The sequence below is a fragment of the Mycobacterium szulgai genome (genome assembly GCF_002116635.1).
GTDB classification, from domain to species: Bacteria; Actinomycetota; Actinomycetes; order Mycobacteriales; family Mycobacteriaceae; genus Mycobacterium; species Mycobacterium szulgai.
Map to the genome: position 1 here is coordinate 75,374 of NZ_LQPW01000173.1, position 20,337 is coordinate 95,710.

A 20,337-nucleotide genomic window follows, 5' to 3' on the forward strand; every position below is an offset into this window, starting at 1 on the left:
GTCGCCTCTCTGAAATTGCGCTCTTTCCGCATACAATATGGACTCCGTCGAAGCGGAGCCCTGCTTCAGGACACTTCAGAACAGCGAGGCACCCTCCTGATGATCGCTTCGCGTTTAAGACCTTTTGCGACCCATGTGGCCGGCGAGATGTCAGCATTGGCCGCGCGCATCGGTGCAATTAACCTAGGCCAGGGTTTCCCTGACGAAGACGGACCACCGGCGATGCTGCAGGCCGCCCAGCAAGCAATGGCCGGTGGGCTTAACCAATACCCGCCGCTGCTCGGGATCGCGCCACTTCGCCAGGCCATCGCTGCGGACCGCGAGCGCAAGTACGGCACCAGTTACGACCCCGAGTCGGAGGTACTGGTCACGGTGGGCGCCACCGAAGCCATCGCCGCAATTGCCATCGGCCTCTTGGAACCGGGATCGGAAGTGCTCGCAATCGAGCCGTGCTACGACGCGTATCCGGCGGTTGCCGCAATGGCCGGTGTCCGTCTGAAGACATTCCCGTTGGTCTCCGATGGCCGCGGGTTCGCACTCGACATCGACGGATTGCGCCTCGCCATTAGCCGGCATACCGCGGCGATCATTGTGAATTCGCCGCACAACCCGACCGGTGCCGTGTTGCGCCGGGACGAGCTAGAGGCGATCGCCGATCTTGCCATCGAATATGACATTCGCGTCATAACCGACGAGGTCTACGAGCACCTAACGTACGACTCAGTCCAGCATGTGCCGTTGGCAGCCCTGCCAGGCATGCGTGATCGCACGCTGACCGTCTCAAGTGCCTCCAAGATGTTTAACTGCACCGGCTGGAGGACCGGCTGGGTGTGCGGAAACGCCAAACTCATAGCCGCCGTGCGCGCAGCCAAGCAGTATCTCAGCTATACCGGGGCGGCGGTTTTCCAGCCGGCAGTGGCGCTAGCTCTCAATTCCCAACAAGAGTGGGTGGAAGAGTCACGACGCTCACTGCAATCCCGCCGTGATCGACTGGCCGCAGGTCTCACAAAGATAGGTTTTGACGTATACCACTCCAGCGGCAGCTTCTTTTTGTGTGCCGACCCCACACCGCTCGGGTTCGCCGACAGTGAGTCTTTCTGCGCCGAAGTGCCGCACCGCGCGGGAGTGGCAGCGATTCCGTTGTCGGCGTTCTGTATCGCCGAGGGTGATCAGTTCAAGACATGGAGTCATCTGATCCGACTCACGTTTTGTAAGCGTGAAGACACCATCGACGAGGCTCTGCGCCGGCTGGCGGTGCTATCCGCCGGTTGACCCGGATTGGTCTGCCACCGGCAGTAAGGCTGACCGGCAATTTCGCTCGCTTTTCGGGTTCCCGAAACCACACCATCGGATACCGTGTGCAGGCAAGCGAAGAAGGAGCCTTGGATATCGCGGGACATGCCGGTGAGATCGCAATCATCGGGATGTCGTGCCGTGTTTCGGGAGCGTCGAATCCCATTGAATTCTGGCGGCTGATCAGTCAGGAACAAAGCAGCGTCTCCGGCAATTCAGCGTATGAACGGCGCCTTTCTCGCGTGGCCAGCGGATCGGATCCGCAGGCCCTGGCTTTTGGTGCATGTCTTGAGGATGCGTTGGGCTTTGACGCGGCCTTCTTTGGGATCTCTGGCAGCGAAGCCGAGCATATGGATCCCCAGCAGCGCCTCGCTCTAGAACTTGCCTGGGCTGCCCTAGAAGACGCGGGCATCATTCCTGACGATATTGCCGGCAGCTCGGTGGGCCTGTTCGTCGGTGCGATGCGTGATGACTTCGCTGCTCTTATGTCGAGCAACCCCGCCGCGCCGACCGCAAGAACCGCACTGGGATCGCTTCGGTCCGTTATTGCCGGGCGAATTTCTCACTTCTTCGGTTTTTCCGGTCCCAGTCTGGTCGTTGACACTGGGCAGTCGTCATCGTTGGCGGCGATCAGTCTGGCTATGGACAGCCTGCGCAAAGGCGACTGCGAGCTGGCGCTGGCAGGTGGCGTCCATCTCAACCTCGACCCCTACGCGGCCAGATCGCTGGCGGAACTCGGTGTGCTGTCACCCGACGGAATATGTCGCCCATTCGACGAACGAGCTAATGGTTATGTGCGGGGCGAGGGCGGCGGCTTTGTTGTACTGAAGAGACTTTCCAGTGCCGTGCAGCAAAACGATCGGATTTACTGCCAGCTGCTCGGCGGCGCAGTAGTCAACGAAGGCGTCCGGCCCGGCTTGATTACGCCGGATGTTGAGGCACATACGTCGTTGCTCCGTGCCGCATTGGCGGCCGCGTCGGTGGACCCCTCGGTGGTCGGATACGTCGAAACACACGGAACGGGCACCCCGGCAGGTGACGCCGCCGAAGTGGAATCGATAATTTCGACATACTGCGGCCCCGACTCGCGGGAAAGTGCCCCGTTGATTATCGGGTCTGTCAAGCCCAATGTGGGCCATCTTGAAGCCGCTGCCGGTGTTATTGGCGTCATCAGGGCCGCTCTAGCGCTAAAGCATGGCGTGCTGCCGCCCACTCTTAACTTCGAGTCGCCCAACGCGGCTTTAGCGCCTTTCGTATCGAGGGTGCAGGTGCTGGCTCACGCAAGTCAGTGGACGCAAGGGCCCTTCCCACGTACCGCGGCAGTGTCCTCGTTCGGGATCAGCGGCACCAACGCCCACCTGATCCTGCGACAAGCCCTCCCCGCCCCGGCATCGTCGGCCGCGCAGGATCTGCCCGTCGGCGATGGCTCTTCCGTTAGCAGCGACATCCCGCTACGTTTGTGGCCGGTTTCAGCACGGACCCCGACGGCGTTGGCCGCGTACGCCGATCGGTTTTGCCAATTTCTGGCCCACCACCATGAGGTGGATCTGACCGATCTGGCCTACAGTCTGGCCACGACCCGTACCCAGCATCCTTACCGGGCTGTATTGAGCGCTGCCGCGCTCAGCGAAAATCCCCGCCGAGACTTGCTGGCCGGGTTAGAGGCGTTGAGCTCCAATGCCTTTCACCCTTATCTGGTCCAGCATCAGGTGAGCCCTCACGACACGAAAGTCGTGTTCGTCTTTCCCGGTCAAGGTGCTCAATACCCCGCTATGGGCGCTGCGCTTTACCAGCAGCACAGCGTATTCGCGGCCGCTGTCGATGCCTGCGATCAGGCGTTGAGTCCAATTACGGATTGGTCGGTGCGAGAGGTCATCACTACGCAACCGGGTGCGGCGGGGCTGGACCGGGTGGATGTGATCCAGCCGGTGTTGTTCACGGTGATGGTGTCGCTGGCGCAGACGCTGATCAGTTACGGGGTTACCCCGGATGTGGTGATCGGGCATTCCCAGGGCGAGATCGCCGCGGCGTATATCGCTGGAGTGTTGAGTCTTGACGATGCCGCAAAGGTCGTGGCCCTTCGCAGTCGAGCTTTGCTGCAGTTGTCTGGCGCGGGCGCCATGGCCTCGGTGCTGTTGCCCGCCGAACAGGTGCAGACACGTCTGCGCCCCTGGGCCGGCAGGTTAAGTGTCGCTGCGATCAATGGCCCCACCCAAACCGTTATCAGCGGCGCCCCGGAGGCGGTGGAGCAATTCATCGCTAATTGCCAGGATGACAATATCCAAATCCGGCCATTGGCTGTGGATTACGCCTCGCACGGCGCTCAGGTTGAATCACTGCGCGAACAGCTTTCAGCGGAATTTGCCGGGCTGAGTCCACAACTGGGACATATCCCGCTGTACTCGACCGTCGAAGGCGCGTTATCGGCCGATCCGCTCGATACGACCACGATGGACGCCGATTACTGGTATCGCAATCTGCGTCAACCCGTGCGATTAGCCGACACTGTGGCGGCGTTGTTGGCGACAGGTGAGCACACGTTTGTGGAGTTGTCTGCGCATCCGGTGTTGGCCCCCGCAATCAGCGACACCGTCATTGCTCACGAGCGGTCGGGTTCGACGGTAATCACCACGCTGCACCGCGACCAGCCCGACGTCGACGCTCTGACCACGGCGGTGGCCCGGTTGCACAGTCTTGGTCACCGCCTGGACTGGCGGGCTTTGTATCCCCGGGGGCGCTCCATCGAGCTGCCGACCTACCCCTTCCAGCACCGCCGTTATTGGCACACCGCCCACCCGCTGCCGGCAGAGATCGCATCAGCGCAGCCTGACACCACCGACGAGCGCACCACGATTGCGATCTCCGCCGCACTAACCACACAACTAGCCGGCCAAACCCTCGACCAGCAACGAGCGACCGTGACAACTCTGGTCCTCACCGCCACCGCCGCCGTGCTGGCCCGCTCCGACCCCACCGCCATCAACCCCACCACCGCCTTCAAGGACCTCGGTGTCGATTCGGTAGTCGCGCTGGACCTACGCGACGCACTAACCCAACACAGCGGCATGACCCTGCCGTCCACCCTGGTGTTCGACCACCCGACCCCCACCGCCCTCGCCGGCTACCTGCTCAACCGACTCACCGACACCGCCGACACTTCGATTCCCGTTCGCGCCCTAGCCGCTCCTGCCGTCGATGACCCGGTCGTGGTGGTGGGGATGGCGTGCCGGTTCCCGGGCGGGGTGGATTCCCCGGCGGCGATGTGGGAGGCGGTCAGCAGCGGCGCCGACGCGATAGGCGGGTTCCCCACCGACCGCGGCTGGAACCTGGCGGAGTTGTTCGACCCCGACCCTGAGGCGGTGGGCAAGACCTACACCAGCCATGGCGCCTTTCTGCCGAATGCCGCAGATTTCGATGCCGAATTCTTCGGGATCTCAGCGCGGGAGGCTCCTGCGATTGATCCTCAGCAGCGGCTGTTGTTAGAGGTCTGTTGGGAAGCGTTGGAAACCGCCGGTATCGATCCTGCCGGGTTGGCCGGCACTGACGCCGGGGTGTTCGCCGGGACCTGGACGCAGCCCTACGGCGACGCCAACTCTGATGGCGCAGACGGCTATGCGCTGACCGGCGGGGCCACCAGTGTGGCCTCGGGGCGGGTGGCTTATGCATTGGGGTTGCAGGGACCGGCGATAACGGTGGACACCGCGTGTTCGTCGTCGCTGGTCGCCATTCATCTGGCGTGTCAGTCCCTGCGCAGTGGCGAGTCCAGTGTGGCGCTGGCCGGCGGTGTGACGGTCATGACCACACCGGTGATCTTCACCGAGTTCGCCCGCCAACGCGGGCTGGCCGCCGATGGCCGCTGCAAAGCATTCGCCGCTGCTGCTGATGGCACCGGCTGGGGCGAAGGCGCTGGCGTGGTGGTCCTCGAACGCCTCAGCGACGCCCGCCGCCACCACCACCCGGTCTTGGCGGTCATCGCGGGTTCGGCGGTCAACCAAGACGGCGCCTCCAACGGACTGACCGCCCCCAACGGGCTAGCCCAACAACGCGTCATCCGCCAAGCCGTCGCCAACGCCGGCATCGAACTCGACCAGGTCGATGTCGTCGAAGCCCACGGCACCGGCACCAGATTGGGCGACCCGATCGAGGCCGGCGCACTGATCGCCACCTACGGCGCACACCACAACCCCTATCACCCCCTATGGCTGGGCTCCATCAAATCCAACCTCGGCCACACCCAAGCCGCCGCCGGAATCGCCGGCCTGATCAAAATGATCACCGCCTTACAACACGACGTGCTGCCGCCCACCCTGCACGTCGACCAGCCCAGCCCCCATGTCGACTGGTCCGCCGGCAACGTGCGACTGCTCACCGAACCCATCGACTGGCCGATCACCGATCACCCCAAAACCGCCGCCGTGTCCTCCTTCGGCATCAGCGGCACCAACGCCCACGTCATCGTCCAACAACCCCCCACCCCACCACCCCTGCCCGCAGCCACCCCCAAAGAGGAACCGCCACTGCGGATTTGGCCGATCTCCGCGCGCACCCCGGCAGCGTTGGCCGCCCAGGCCGAGCGGCTCCACCACCACCTGAGCGAACACCCCGACACCGATCTCACCCAGGTCGCCTACAGCCTGGCCACCACCCGCACCCACCACCCCTACCGTGCCGCCATCACCACAGCGACCACCGACGACGCCCGCACACAATTGCTGGCCGGCCTCCACGCCCTACACACCGGCACCCCCCACCCCAACCTGACCCAACACCACCTGACCCACCAAGCCGGCAAACTTGTCTTCGTCCTACCCGGCCAAGGTGCCCAATACCCCGCCATGGGCGCCGATCTGTACCAACACCACCGCGTCTTCGCCGATGCCTTCGACCGGGTCTGCGCCGCTTTTGACGCCCATCTCGAAATGCCGCTGGGTGACGTCGTTTTCGCTGACCCCGATTCGCCGCTGGCGGAGTTGTTGACTCAGACCGCCTACGCTCAGCCCGCCTTGTTTGCCTTCGGGGTGGCCATGCACGCCGTCTTCACACAAGTTGGGATCTGCCCAGACGTTCTGGTTGGCCACTCCATCGGAGAACTGACCGCGGCCTACCTGGCCGAGGTGTTCTCCCTCGAGGATGCCGCGATCTTGATCAGTGCCCGGGGCCGGCTGATGCAGGCTTGCGCGCCGGGGGCCATGCTGGCCGTCCAAACCAGCCCAGATGATCTGGCCACCTTGCTAGCTGACTACCCCGACTCCGCGATCGCCGCGATCAACAGCCCTACCTCGATCGTGGTCGCTGGGCCTTTTGCCGACATCGATCAGCTTCGTGAGCAATGCAGTAGCCAGGGCTACAAGACCACCCCGCTGGCGGTCAGTCACGCTTTCCACTCCCCCGCCATGGACCCTGCACTGGCTGAATTCGAGGCCGTCGCCGCGGGTCTGGATTTAGGTCCGCCTCGGCTGCCGGTGGTGTCGAACCTCACCGGGCAACTGGCCAGCACCGACCAACTCAACTCCCCGAACTACTGGGCCCAGCACCTTCGCCACACCGTGCGCTTCGCCGACGGTGTGGCCGGGCTGCTGGCCACCGGCGACCACACCTTCCTCGAGTTGTCCCCCCACCCCGCACTGGCGCCCGCCCTCAGCGAGACCGGCGCCGGCAGCGTCATCGCCAGCGTGCGCCGCGACCGTTCCAGCCTGGACAGTCTGGGTGCAGCGATCGCGCGCTTGCATACGTGTGGCCACAGCCCTACCTGGTCTGCGCTTTACCCCGACACACCGACGGTCGCGCTGCCCACCTACCCGTTCCAGCACCGCCGTTACTGGCTGACCCCGGCCACCAGCGCCGATGTGGGTGCTGCGGGTCTGCACCGGGTGGATCATCCGTTGTTGGGCGCGATCACCACTGTGGCTGATCAAGACCAGACGTTGATTAGCGGACGGTTGTCGATCAGCACGCAGGGGTGGCTGGGCGAGCACCGAGTTGGCGGTGCTGTGGTATTCCCGGCTACGGGCTTTCTTGACCTGGTTCTGTATGCCGGCGGCCACGTCGGTTGCCCGGGTGTCGATGAGCTGGTCCTGCATACCCCGCTGGTGCTTGTCGACGAACATTCGACGGATTTGCAGCTCACTGTCCATCCGGTCAGCGAGTCCGGTCGGCGCTCGGTGACCGTGCACGCGCGCGCCAGTGGCGAGCAGCACGACAGCAGCTGGGTGCTGCATGCCAGCGGTTCTTTGAGTGCTGAGCAGGTCCCTGTTCCTGCCCCCTCACCAGTGGCGGAAGTGGAGGGCATCGACGTCGCTGGTTTCTACGACGAACTTGCCGGCGCGGGCTTGCAGTACGGTCCCCGGTTCCAGGGGGTGGTGGGTGTTGGTCGCGACCCGGCCGATCCCGACACGGTGTACGCCGAAATCGCGCTGCCCGCCGACACCGATATCGCCGGCTATACGGTGCATCCGGCGTTGCTCGATGCCGCGCTGCATCCGCTGCTCACCCTCGATGGCCCGATTAGCGGTCCGCGGGTTCCGTTCGCATTGACCGGGATCACTCTGCATGCCGCTGCAGCCACTCATCTGTATGTGCGTGCAACCCGCACCACTCCTGACACCTATACGGTGCACGCCACCGATCCCACTGGGGCCCCGGTCATTACGATCAGCGCGCTGAGTCTGCGGGCGTTGCCCGAGGCTCCCGCTCCCACCATTTCCGCCTCGACCCGGGGCAGTGTGTTCAGCCTGGATTGGCCCGCGCTGCCCGGCGCTGACTTCCCCCGGGCCGATGTGTCGCCGACTTGGGCCTTGGTGGCCGCTGACCCCGGCCAGCTTGCGTTTGGGCTGCGCCACGGCCTGATCCATCCCGATCTGGGCCACCTCGACCTGGACCACACCGATGTGGTGATCTGGGCGCTGCCTTTTTCTGAGGCATTTGAGCATGACGTGTTGGAGCGCGTGCACACTCTGACCCAGCAGGTGTTGGCGCAGTTGCAGTGTTGGCTGGCCCGCCCCGACAGCAACGAGACTCCCCTGGTCATTTTGACCCGCCATGCGGTGGCGACCAGTGTGCATGACCGGGCCCCGGATCTGGCGCACGCCGCGGCGTGGGCGTTGATTCATACCACCCAAAACGAGCACCCCGGCCGAATCAGCCTGATCGACACCAGCCCCGCCGGTGACGAGGGTCTGCTGATCACTGTCCTGGCCGCCCTGGGACACAGTCTCAGCGAACCTCAGCTTGCCTTGCGCCACAACAGTATTCACACTCCCCGACTCACCTCGGCCACCGGCCTGACACCACCGCCGGACGCTGACTGGCAGCTTGGCATCACCGGCAAGGGTGATCTGTCGAATCTGGCGTTAGTGCCAACACAGCGCCCAGGGCTGGCTTCGGGGCAGATTCGAGTGGCGATCCGTGCTGCGGGTTTGAACTTCCACGATGTGGTGGTGGCGGTGGGCGCCATTTCCGACGTGGGCATGGGCGCGGAAGCCGCCGGGGTGGTCGTCGAGGTTGCCGAGGATGTGAGCACCCTGTGCCGCGGTGACGCGGTGATGGGTTTGTTCCCTAACAACGCTTTTGCCCCGACCGCGGTGACCGATCACCGTATGGTCATGCCCATCCCTGCCGGGATGTCTTTTGCCCAGGCCGCCTCGGTGCCGGTGGCGTTTTCGACTGCCTATATCGCCCTGGTCGAGTTGGGCGGGCTGTGCGCTGGCCAGCGGGTGCTCATCCACGCCGGCGCTGGCGGGGTGGGTCAAGCCGCCATCCAGATCGCCAATCACCTTGGCGCACAAGTCTTTTCCACCGCGCACCCGAACAAACAGCACATCCTGCAGGACCTGGGGGTCCCACCCGGACAGATCGCCTCCTCTCGCACGTTGGATTTCCTCGACGCCTTCAACGAGGCGACCGACCGCCAGGGCGTGGACGTCGTGTTGAACAGTCTTGCCGGCGAATTCGTCGACGCCTCACTGCAACTGCTCCCCCGCGGCGGGTCCTTCATCGAAATCGGCAAGACCGACATCCGGGCCCCCGGCCAGATCGCGCAGGCCTATCCCGGCGTGACCTACCAGGCCTACGACCTGCAGCGGGCAGAACCCGAAGACCTTAACCGCGCATGGGCCACGCTGACCGAGCTATTCAGCGCAGGCATCCTTGAGCCACTGCCCACCACCAGTTACGGACTGCTGCACGCCCGCGACGCCTTCCGTGACATGAGCCAGGCACGCCACACCGGAAAGATCGTGCTCATCCCACCCACCGCCTGGGATGTCGAGGGCACCGTGCTGATCAGCGGGGGGACCGGGATGCTCGGCGGATTGCTGGCCGAACACCTGGTCACCGCCTACGGGATCAAGCACCTGCTACTGGTATCGCGCGGGGGCGCGGCCGCTGCGGGCGCCGATGAACTTGCCCAGCGGCTCAACGCACTGGGCGCACACGTCGCCATCACCGCCTGTGACACCAGCAGCCCGGCGGAATTGGCTGCCGTGCTGGACTCGATCCCTGACACACACCCGCTGTCCGCGGTAATCCACGCTGCCGGTGTCCTGGATGACGCGGTAGTCACCGAACTCACCGCTATGCAGCTCGACAGTGTGCTCGCGGCCAAAGCCGATGCCGCCTGGCATCTGCATCGCCTCACCGCAGACCAGGACCTGGCCGCGTTCGTCCTGTTCTCCTCGGCCGCAGCCACTTTGGGCAACCCCGGACAAGCCAACTACGCCGCGGCCAACGCCGTCCTGGACGCCCTGGCCCACCACCGACATCGCCACCTCCTACCGGCCACCAGCCTGGCCTGGGGCTACTGGCACACCCCCTCCGGGATGACCGCCCACCTGCAAACCGTCGATCAAGCTCGGGTGACCCGGACCAGTTTGACCCCGATCAGCACCGAACACGGCCTGACGCTATTCGATACAGCGCTAGCCCACCACCAACCCAATCAAGTACTGACCCCACTCAACCCGCGCGCCCTAGACCGACTGGCCCGCAACAACACCCTGCCCCCGATCCTGTCGGCGCTGACCACCACCCGCCCGCACGCCGCCACCGCCACCGCCGGCACCTTGACCGCACAGCTAGCCACCCAAACGCCCGACCAGCAACGCCACACCTTGACCGCCCTGGTCCTGACCACAACCGCCGCAGTGCTGGCCCACCCCGACCCGGCCAGCCTCAACCCCGACCGGCCGTTCAAAGACCTCGGTATCGACTCGCTGACCGCATTGGAACTGCGCAATACCCTCGCCCCACACACCGGCCTGACCCTGCCCTCGACCCTGGTCTTTGACCACCCCAGCCCCACCGCGATCGCCGACTACCTGCTCACCCAGCTCACCGACACGGTCGAGACGTCGACGCCGGTACGCGCACTGGCCGCTCGTGCGGTGGATGACCTCATCGTGGTGGTGGGGATGGCGTGCCGCTTCCCCGGCGGGGTGAACTCCCCCGCCGCGTTATGGGACGTCGTCAGCAGCGGCACCGACGCCATGGGCAGTTTCCCTACCGACCGGGGCTGGAACCTGGCCGAGTTGTTTGACCCCGACCCTGACGCAGTCGGCAAGACCTACGCCAGCTTTGGGGCCTTCCTGCCTGACGCCGCCGAGTTTGATGCCGACTTCTTCGGCATCTCGGCGCGGGAAGCTCAAGCCATTGGCCCGCAGCAACGAAATTTCTTGGAGGTCTGCTGGGAAGCGTTGGAAACGGCCGGTATCGATCCAGCCGGGTTAGTCGGTACGAACACCGGAGTATTCGCGGGAACCTGGACACAACCGTATGGGGATCCGGCTTCGGTTGGGGTCGAGGGTTACGCCCTGACCGGCACAGCCATCAGCATGGCTTCCGGGCGAGTGGCCTATCACCTGGGATTGCAAGGGCCGGCGATAACGGTGGACACCGCCTGCTCCTCGTCGCTGGTCGCGACCCATTTGGCCTGTCAATCCCTGCGCAACGGCGAATCCAGTCTGGCGCTCGCAGGCGGTTCGACCATCATGACCACACCGTTCATCTTCACCGAGTTCGCCCGCCAACGCGGGCTGGCCGCCGATGGCCGCTGCAAAGCATTCGCCGCTGCTGCTGATGGCACCGGCTGGGGCGAAGGCGCTGGCGTGGTGGTCCTCGAACGCCTCAGCGACGCCCGCCGCCACCACCACCCGGTCTTGGCGGTCATCGCGGGTTCGGCGGTCAACCAAGACGGCGCCTCCAACGGACTGACCGCCCCCAACGGGCTAGCCCAACAACGCGTCATCCGCCAAGCCGTCGCCAACGCCGGCATCGAACTCGACCAGGTCGATGTCGTCGAAGCCCACGGCACCGGCACCAGATTGGGCGACCCGATCGAGGCCGGCGCACTGATCGCCACCTACGGCGCACACCACAACCCCTATCACCCCCTATGGCTGGGCTCCATCAAATCCAACCTCGGCCACACCCAAGCCGCCGCCGGAATCGCCGGCCTGATCAAAATGATCACCGCCTTACAACACGACGTGCTGCCGCCCACCCTGCACGTCGACCAGCCCAGCCCCCATGTCGACTGGTCCGCCGGCAACGTGCGACTGCTCACCGAACCCATCGACTGGCCGATCACCGATCACCCCAAAACCGCCGCCGTGTCCTCCTTCGGCATCAGCGGCACCAACGCCCACGTCATCGTCCAACAACCCCCCACCCCACCACCCCTGCCCGCAGCCACCCCCAAAGAGGAACCGCCACTGCGGATTTGGCCGATCTCCGCGCGCACCCCGGCAGCGTTGGCCGCCCAGGCCGAGCGGCTCCACCACCACCTGAGCGAACACCCCGACACCGATCTCACCCAGGTCGCCTACAGCCTGGCCACCACCCGCACCCACCACCCCTACCGTGCCGCCATCACCACAGCGACCACCGACGACGCCCGCACACAATTGCTGGCCGGCCTCCACGCCCTACACACCGGCACCCCCCACCCCAACCTGACCCAACACCACCTGACCCACCAAGCCGGCAAACTCGTCTTCGTCCTACCCGGCCAAGGCGGCCAGCATCCAGCCATGGGCACCCAGCTTTACCGTCGACACCGCGCGTTCGCCGACGCTATCGACGCCTGTGATCAGGCGCTGCGACCGTGGACCGACTGGTCAGTACGCGAAGTGGTGTGCCACGATCCGGCGGCCCCGTCGCTAAGTCGCGTGGACGTGGTCCAGCCCATGCTGTTCGCGATCGCGGTGTCACTGGCCGAGGTGCTGCGCGGCTACGGCATTGTGCCCGACGCCGTGATCGGACACTCCCAAGGAGAAATCGCCGCCGCTTACATCGCCGGCGCCCTCTCACTCGAGCACGCCGCCAAAATTGTGGCGCTGCGCAGCCAGGCGCTGGCAGCCTTGGCGGGTACCGGCGCGATGGCCTCAGTCCTAATGCCCCCACAAGACCTGCAGCCACGACTACACCAGTGGGGCAATGCATTGTCCGTCGCCGCGGTCAACGGCCCGACGCACACCGTCATCAGCGGTGACCCCGACGCCATGGAACAGTTCATCGACACCTGCACCCGCGACGGCATCCAGATCCGTCCCATCGCAGTCGATTACGCGTCCCACTCAGCCCACGTCGAACAACTGCGCGGGCAGCTCCTGCACGAACTGGCCGACCTCACCCCTGATCCCGCCCGCATCCGGCTGTATTCCACAGTGCACAGCGCCCTTTCGGCCGATCCCCTAGACACCACCGCTATGACCGCCGACTACTGGTACCGCAACCTGCGGGAGCCGGTCCGCTTCGGTGACCGGGTGGCCATGCTGCTGGCAGCCGGCGAGCACACCTTCGTCGAGTTATCCCCGCATCCGGTGCTGGCCCCCGCGATCACCGACATCCTGGCCGGGATACCCGAACGCACGGCCTCCGCGGTCATCAATACTTCCCATCGTGATCGCCCCGATGTGGACACTCTGGCTAATGCGTTGGGCCAGTTGCACACTCAGGGCCATAGCCCTGTCTGGTCCATTGTTTATCCCCAGGCACGGGCTGTGGCGTTGCCTACGTATCCGTTCCAGCATCGCCGGTATTGGCTGACCCCGGCCACCACCGCCGATGTGGGTGCTGCGGGGTTGCATCGTCCTGAGCATCCGTTGTTGGGCGCGATTACCACGGTGGCTGATCAGGATCAAACCCTGATCAGTGGGCGGCTGTCGGCCAGTACGCAGGGGTGGTTGGCTGATCATCGGGTCGGGGGTGCGGTGGTGTTCCCGGCGACGGGATTTCTGGATTTGGTGTTGCATGCCGGCGGGCAGGTCGGGTGCCCCGGTGTTGATGAGCTGGTTCTGCATACCCCGCTGGTGCTTGTCGATGAGCATTCCACGGATGTGCAGATCGCGGTGCACCCGGTCGGCGAGACCGGCCGGCGCGCGGTGACGGTGCATGCGCGCAGCAGTGTCGAACAGCACGACAGCACCTGGGTGCTGCATGCCAGTGCGTCGTTGAGCGCTGAGCAGATCCCGACACCGGCGCCGTGGCCGGTGGGGGTGGTCGAAGCCATCGATGTGGGGAGTTTCTACGACGAGTTGGCGGGCCTGGGGTTGGGCTATGGTCCGGTGTTTCAGGGGGTGGTCGGTGTGGGTCGCGACCCGGCCGATCCCGACACCGTGTACGCCGAGATCGTGTTGCCCGCCACCACCGATATCGCCGGCTACACGGTGCATCCGGCGTTGCTCGATGCCGCGCTGCATCCGTTGGTCTGTTGGGATGGCCCCGACGCCGACTCGGCGGGTCCGCGGGTGCCGTTCGCGTTGACCGGGGTGACGCTGTATGCCGATGCGGCCACGCATCTGTATGTGCGCGCGACTCGCACCGGTTCTGATACCTACACCGTGCAGGCCAGCGATCCGTGCGGGGCGCCGGTGATCACCATCAGCGCCTTGAGTTTGCGGGCGCTGCCCGACACTCCGGTGCCCACCAGCTCGGCCGCGACGACGCGGGGCAGCGTGTTCTTTCTGGACTGGCCGGCTCTGCCCGCCGACACCGTCGCCGAGGCTGCGGTGTCGCCGGCCTGGGGGCTGGTGGCCGCTAACCCGGATCACCTTGCCCCCGGTCTGCGTCAGGCGCCGATTTACCCCGATCTGAGCCACCCCGACCTGGGCGACACCGATGTGGTGATCTGGGCGTTGCCTATTGCTGAATCCGGGCATGACTCGGTGGCGGCCGTGCACGCCTTGACCCGAGAGGTGTTGACACAGCTGCAGTCTTGGCTGGCGCGTCCGGAGGCCTTGGGCACTGCTTTGGTTGTCGTGACCCGTCATGCGGTGGCTACCAGCGTTCATGACCGGGCTCCGGACCTGGCGCACGCCGCGGCCTGGGCGTTGATCCATTGCACCCAGAACGAACACCCGGGCCGGATCAGCCTGGTCGATACCACCCCCACCGCCGATGAGGGTGTGCTGATCAGTGTTTTGGCGGCCCTGGGTCATACCTTGACCGAACCGCAGCTTGCGTTGCGCCACAGCAGTATTCACATTCCTCGGCTGTCCGCCACCACCTGCTTGACGCCGCCGGCGGGCTCTGACTGGCAGCTCGGTACTACCGGTAAGGGTGATTTGTCGAATCTGGCTCTGGTGCCCACTGAACCGATCGTGTTGGCTGCCGGGCAGATTCGGGTGGCCATCCGCGCTGCGGGGTTGAACTTCCACGACGTGGTGGTGGCCGTGGGTGCGATCTCCGATGTGGGGATGGGCGCCGAGGCCGCCGGGGTGGTCCTCGAGGTTGCCGACGATGTGCACAGTCTGCGCCGCGGGGATGCGGTGATGGGGTTGTTCCCCAATAACGCTTTTGCCCCGACCGCGGTCACCGATCACCGCATGGTCATGCCCATCCCTACCGGGATGTCGTTTGAACAGGCCGCGTCGGTGCCCGTGGCGTTTTCGACTGCCTATATCGCGTTGGTCGAGTTGGGCGGTCTGCGCGCTGGGCAGCGGGTCCTCATTCAGGCCGGTGCGGGCGGGGTGGGTCAAGCCGCGATCCAGATCGCCAACCACCTTGGGGCGCAGGTCTTTTCCACCGCGCACCCCAACAAACAACACATACTCACCGACCTGGGAATCGCGCGCGAGCAGATCGCCTCCTCACGCACGCTGGAATTTCTCGACGCCTTCACCGCGGCCACCGACCACCAGGGCGTAGACGTCGTGTTGAACAGTCTGGCCGGCGACTTCGTCGATGCCTCACTGCAATTGCTGCCCCGCGGCGGGGCTTTCATCGAAATCGGCAAAACCGACATCCGCGTGGCCGACGAAATCGCCGACGCTCATCCCGGCGTGACCTACCACGCCTACGACCTCCAGCTCGCCGGCCCCCAAGACCTGCACCACGCATGGACCACGCTGACCGACCTATTCACCACACACATCTTGGCGCCGCTGCCCACCACCAGCTACGGCCTGCTGCACGCCCCCCAAGCCTTCCGCGACATGAGCCAAGCCCGGCACACCGGAAAGATCGTGCTCATCCCCCCCACCGAGCCCGATCCTGACGGGACCGTATTGATCACCGGAGGAACCGGAATGCTCGGCGGGATTTTCGCCGAGCACCTGATCACCAAGCACGGGATCAAGCATCTGCTCCTGGTGTCGCGCCAGGGCGCGGCCGCACCGGGCGCCGAGGAACTGGCGCAACGGTTGACCGAACTAGGTGCACAGGTCACCATCACCGCCTGCGACACCAGCAACCCCACCGAACTGGCCACCCTGCTGGACTCCATCCCCACCCAACACCGATTGACCGCGGTCATCCACGCCGCCGGCGTGCTCGACGACGCCGTCGTCACCGAACTCACCGAAACCCAACTCGACACCGTGCTGGCCGCGAAAGCCGACGCCGCCTGGCATCTGCACCAGTTGACGGCCACCCAAGACCTAACGGCGTTCGTCCTATTCTCCTCGGCCGCAGCCACTTTGGGCAACCCCGGACAAGCCAACTACGCCGCAGCCAACGCCGTCCTGGATGCCCTGGCCCACCACCGACACCGCCACCAACTCCCGGCCACCAGCCTGGCCTGGGGCTACTGGCACACCCCCTCCGGAATGACCGCCCACCTGCAAGCCGTCGACCAAGCGCGGGTGACCCGCACGAGTTTGACCCCAATCAGCACCGAATACGGCCTAGCGCTGTTCGATACAGCGCTGGCGCAACACGAACCGAACTTGGTACTGGCACCGCTGAACCCGCGCGCAGTGGACCGGCTGGCCCGCACCAACACCTTGCCCCCGATCCTGTCCGCGCTGACCACCACCCGACCTCACGCCGCCACCACCAGCGCCACCGCCAGCACCCTGGCCACCCGGCTCGCCAGCCAAACCCCCGATCAGCAACGAGCCACCGTCACAGCTGTAGTCGTCAGCATTACCGCTACCGTGCTGGCCCACCCGGACCCGGCCAGCCTCAACCCCGAACGACCGTTCAAAGACCTCGGCATCGACTCGCTGACCGCCCTGGAACTACGCAACGCCCTGACCCAACACAGCGGCCTGACCCTGCCCTCCACCCTGGTCTTCGACCACCCCACCCCCGCCGCCCTCGCCGACTATCTACTCACCCAACTCAGCGATACCTCCGAGGCCGTGATTCCGGTTCGCACCCTGGCGGCCCCTGCGGTCGATGACCCAATCGTGGTGGTAGGCATGGCATGTCGCTTTCCCGGCGGCGTGGACTCCCCCGCCGCGCTATGGGACGTCGTCAGCAGCGGAACCGACACCATGGGCGGCTTCCCCACCGACCGCGGCTGGAACCTGGCCGAGCTGTTTGACCCCGACCCCGACGCGATCGGCAAGACCTACACCAACCACGGAGCCTTCCTGCCCGGCGCCGCCGAATTCGACGCCGAATTCTTCGGCATCTCCGCCCGAGAAGCTCAAGCCATTGGCCCCCAACAACGACTGCTCTTGGAGATCTGTTGGGAGGCACTGGAAACCGCCGGGATCGACCCAACGGAGTTGGCCGGCACTGACACCGGAGTGTTCGCCGGAACCTGGACACAACCCTACGGCGATTCGACGTCTGCCGGGGTCGAGGGCTACGCGATGACCGGCACTGCCACCAGCATGGCCTCAGGCCGGGTGGCCTATCACTTGGGATTGCAAGGCCCCGCGATCACGGTGGACACCGCGTGTTCCTCGTCCTTGGTGGCTACCCATCTGGCATGTCAATCCCTGCGCAACGGCGAATCCAGTCTGGCGCTCGCCGGCGGCTCGACCATCATGACCACACCGTTCATCTTCACCGAGTTCGCCCGCCAACGCGGACTCGCTAGCGATGGGCGGTGTAAAGCATTCGCCGCCGCCGCCGACGGCACCGGCTGGGGCGAAGGCGCCGGCGTAATCGTGCTCGAACGGCTCAGCGACGCACGCCGCCACCACCATCAAGTACTGGCCGTCATCGCAGGCTCAGCAATCAACCAAGACGGCGCCTCCAACGGGCTCACCGCCCCCAACGGCCCAGCGCAGCAACGGGTCATCACTCAAGCCGTCGCCAACGCCGGGATCAAGCTCGACCAAGTCGACGTGGTCGAGGCCCACGGGACCGGCACCAGGTTGGGCGATCCGATCGAAGCCGGCGCACTGATCGCCACCTACGGCGCACACCGCGATCCGGATCACCCCCTATGGCTGGGCTCCATCAAATCCAACCTCGGCCATACCCAAGCCGCCGCCGGAATGGCCGGCCTGATCAAAATGATCACCGCCTTACAACACGACGTGCTGCCGCCCACCCTGCACGTCGACCGTCCCAGCCCGCACGTCGACTGGTCAGCCCGCACGGTGCGGCTGCTCACCGAACCCACCAGCTGGCCGGTGACCGACCACCCACGAACCGCGGCGGTGTCCTCCTTCGGGATCAGCGGCACCAACGCCCACGTCATCATCCAACAACCCCCAGCCCCACCACCTATCCCGGCAACCACTCCCAAAGATGAACCGCTGCTGCGGATATGGCCGATCTCCGCGCACACACCGGCAGCGCTTGCCGCACAAGCCGATCGCCTCCACCAACACCTGAGCGCACACCCCGACCTCGACCTGACCGAGGTCGCCTACAGCCTGGCCACCACCCGCACCCACCACCCCTACCGCGCCGCGATCACCACACCGGCCACCGACGACGCCCGCACGCAATTACTCGCCGGCCTCCACGCCCTACACACCGGCACCCCCCACCCCAACCTGACCCAGCACCACCTCGGCCAGTCCAACGGCAAACTCGTGTTCGTCCTACCCGGCCAAGGCGGGCAACACCCCGCCATGGGCCTCGAGCTCTACACCCATCACCGCGTCTTCGCACGCACCGTTGATGACTGCGACCAGGCGCTACGGCCCTACACCGGCTGGTCAGTACGCGATCTCATCTGCCAAGACGGCGCAATACCCTCGCTGGACCGAGCCGATGTAGTCCAGCCCGTTCTGTTCACGATGATGGTCTCGCTGGCCGAAACACTGCGGGGCTACGGCATTGCGCCCGACGCCGTCATCGGACACTCCCAAGGAGAAATCGCCGCCGCCTACATCGCCGGCGCCCTCTCACTCGAAGACGCCGCCAAGATCGCGGCGCTGCGCAGCACGACTCTGGCGCGTCTATCCGGTACCGGCGCTATGGCCTCGGTTCTGCTGCCGGCACAGGACCTGCAGCCACGACTACAGGACTACGGCCAACAACTAAGCATCGCCGCGATCAACGGACCCACCCACACCATCGTCAGCGGCGATCCCGCCGCGATGGAACAGTTCGTCAAGACCTGCGAACACGACGGCATCCAGATCCGGCCTATCGCAGTCGATTACGCGTCCCACTCAGCCCACGTCGAACAACTCCGCGAACAGCTCCTACACGAACTGGCCGACCTCACCCCCGATCCCGCGCGCATCCGGCTGTATTCCACAGTGCAAAGCGCCCTTTCGGACCAGCCACTAGACACCACCACCATGACCGCCGACTACTGGTACCACAACCTGCGCCAGCCAGTCCGCTTCCATGACTGCGTGGCGGGCCTCCTGTCCCAGGGTCCACATACCTTCCTCGAGTTGTCCCCGCACCCGGTGCTGGCCCCGGCGATCACTGACACTTTGGCCCAACCCGGCCTACCCACCGGTTCAGCGGTGATCACCACCTTGCACCGCGACCGCCCCGACCTCGACACCCTGACCAGCGCGCTGGCCCAACTACACACCCACGGCCACAGCCCCACCTGGACCACCCTCTACCCCCATACCCACACCACCGCGCTACCCACCTACCCCTTCCAACACCACCGCTACTGGCTGACCCCCACCACCGGCACCGACGTCAGCGCCGCCGGACTCGACCGCCCCGACCACCCCCTACTCGGCGCCATCACCCACCTCGCCGACCAAGACCAAATCGTGGTCTCCGGACGACTCACACTCACCACCCAACCATGGCTAACCGGCCACCAAGTCAACGACCAAATCGTCTTCCCCGCCACCGGATTCATCGAACTGGTCCTACACGCCGGCCACCACGCCCACAGCCCCGTCATCGACGAACTCGTCCTGCACACCCCCCTGGTGCTCTCCGACCACGCACCCACCGACCTCCAAATCACCATCCACCCCCCCAACGACACCACCCAACGCCCCTTCACCGTGCACGCCCGCACCAACACCGACCACCCCGACACCAGCTGGACCCTGCACGCCACCCACGGCCTCAGCGACTACCAACCCCACTACCAAGGGGTCCGCGCCCTGGGCCAACACCCCACCAACCCCGACCTCGTCTACGCCGAAATCGCCCTGCCCGCCGACACCGACATCACCGGCTACGGCATCCACCCCGCCCTACTCGACGCCGCCCTCCAACCCCTAGCCACCCTGGGCCAATCCGACCCCACCGGCCCACGACTACCCTTCGCCCTCACCGGAATCACCCTGCACGCCACCACCGCCACCCACCTCCACGTCCACCTCACCCGCACCCACCCCGACACCTACACCCTGCACGCCAGCGACCCCACCGGCGCTCCCGTCATCACCGTCACCACGGTGACGCTGCGCACCGTGCCCGATTCCCTTC

The 20,337-nt window shown here is 65.5% G+C and carries 2 protein-coding genes; both read left to right on the forward strand.

All coding sequences use genetic code 11. The features are described from left to right. The first annotated feature begins 99 nt into the window (after positions 1-99). Positions 100-1,272: a pyridoxal phosphate-dependent aminotransferase gene (locus AWC27_RS27880; protein ID WP_085673913.1), complete on the forward strand. Its 1,173-nt coding sequence runs from the start codon at positions 100-102 to the stop codon at positions 1,270-1,272. Between the two features lie 110 nt (positions 1,273-1,382). Beyond that, positions 1,383-20,337, forward strand: an 18,955-nt coding sequence (locus tag AWC27_RS30660) for a type I polyketide synthase (protein WP_169726879.1), incomplete at its 3' end; no start/stop codon positions are given.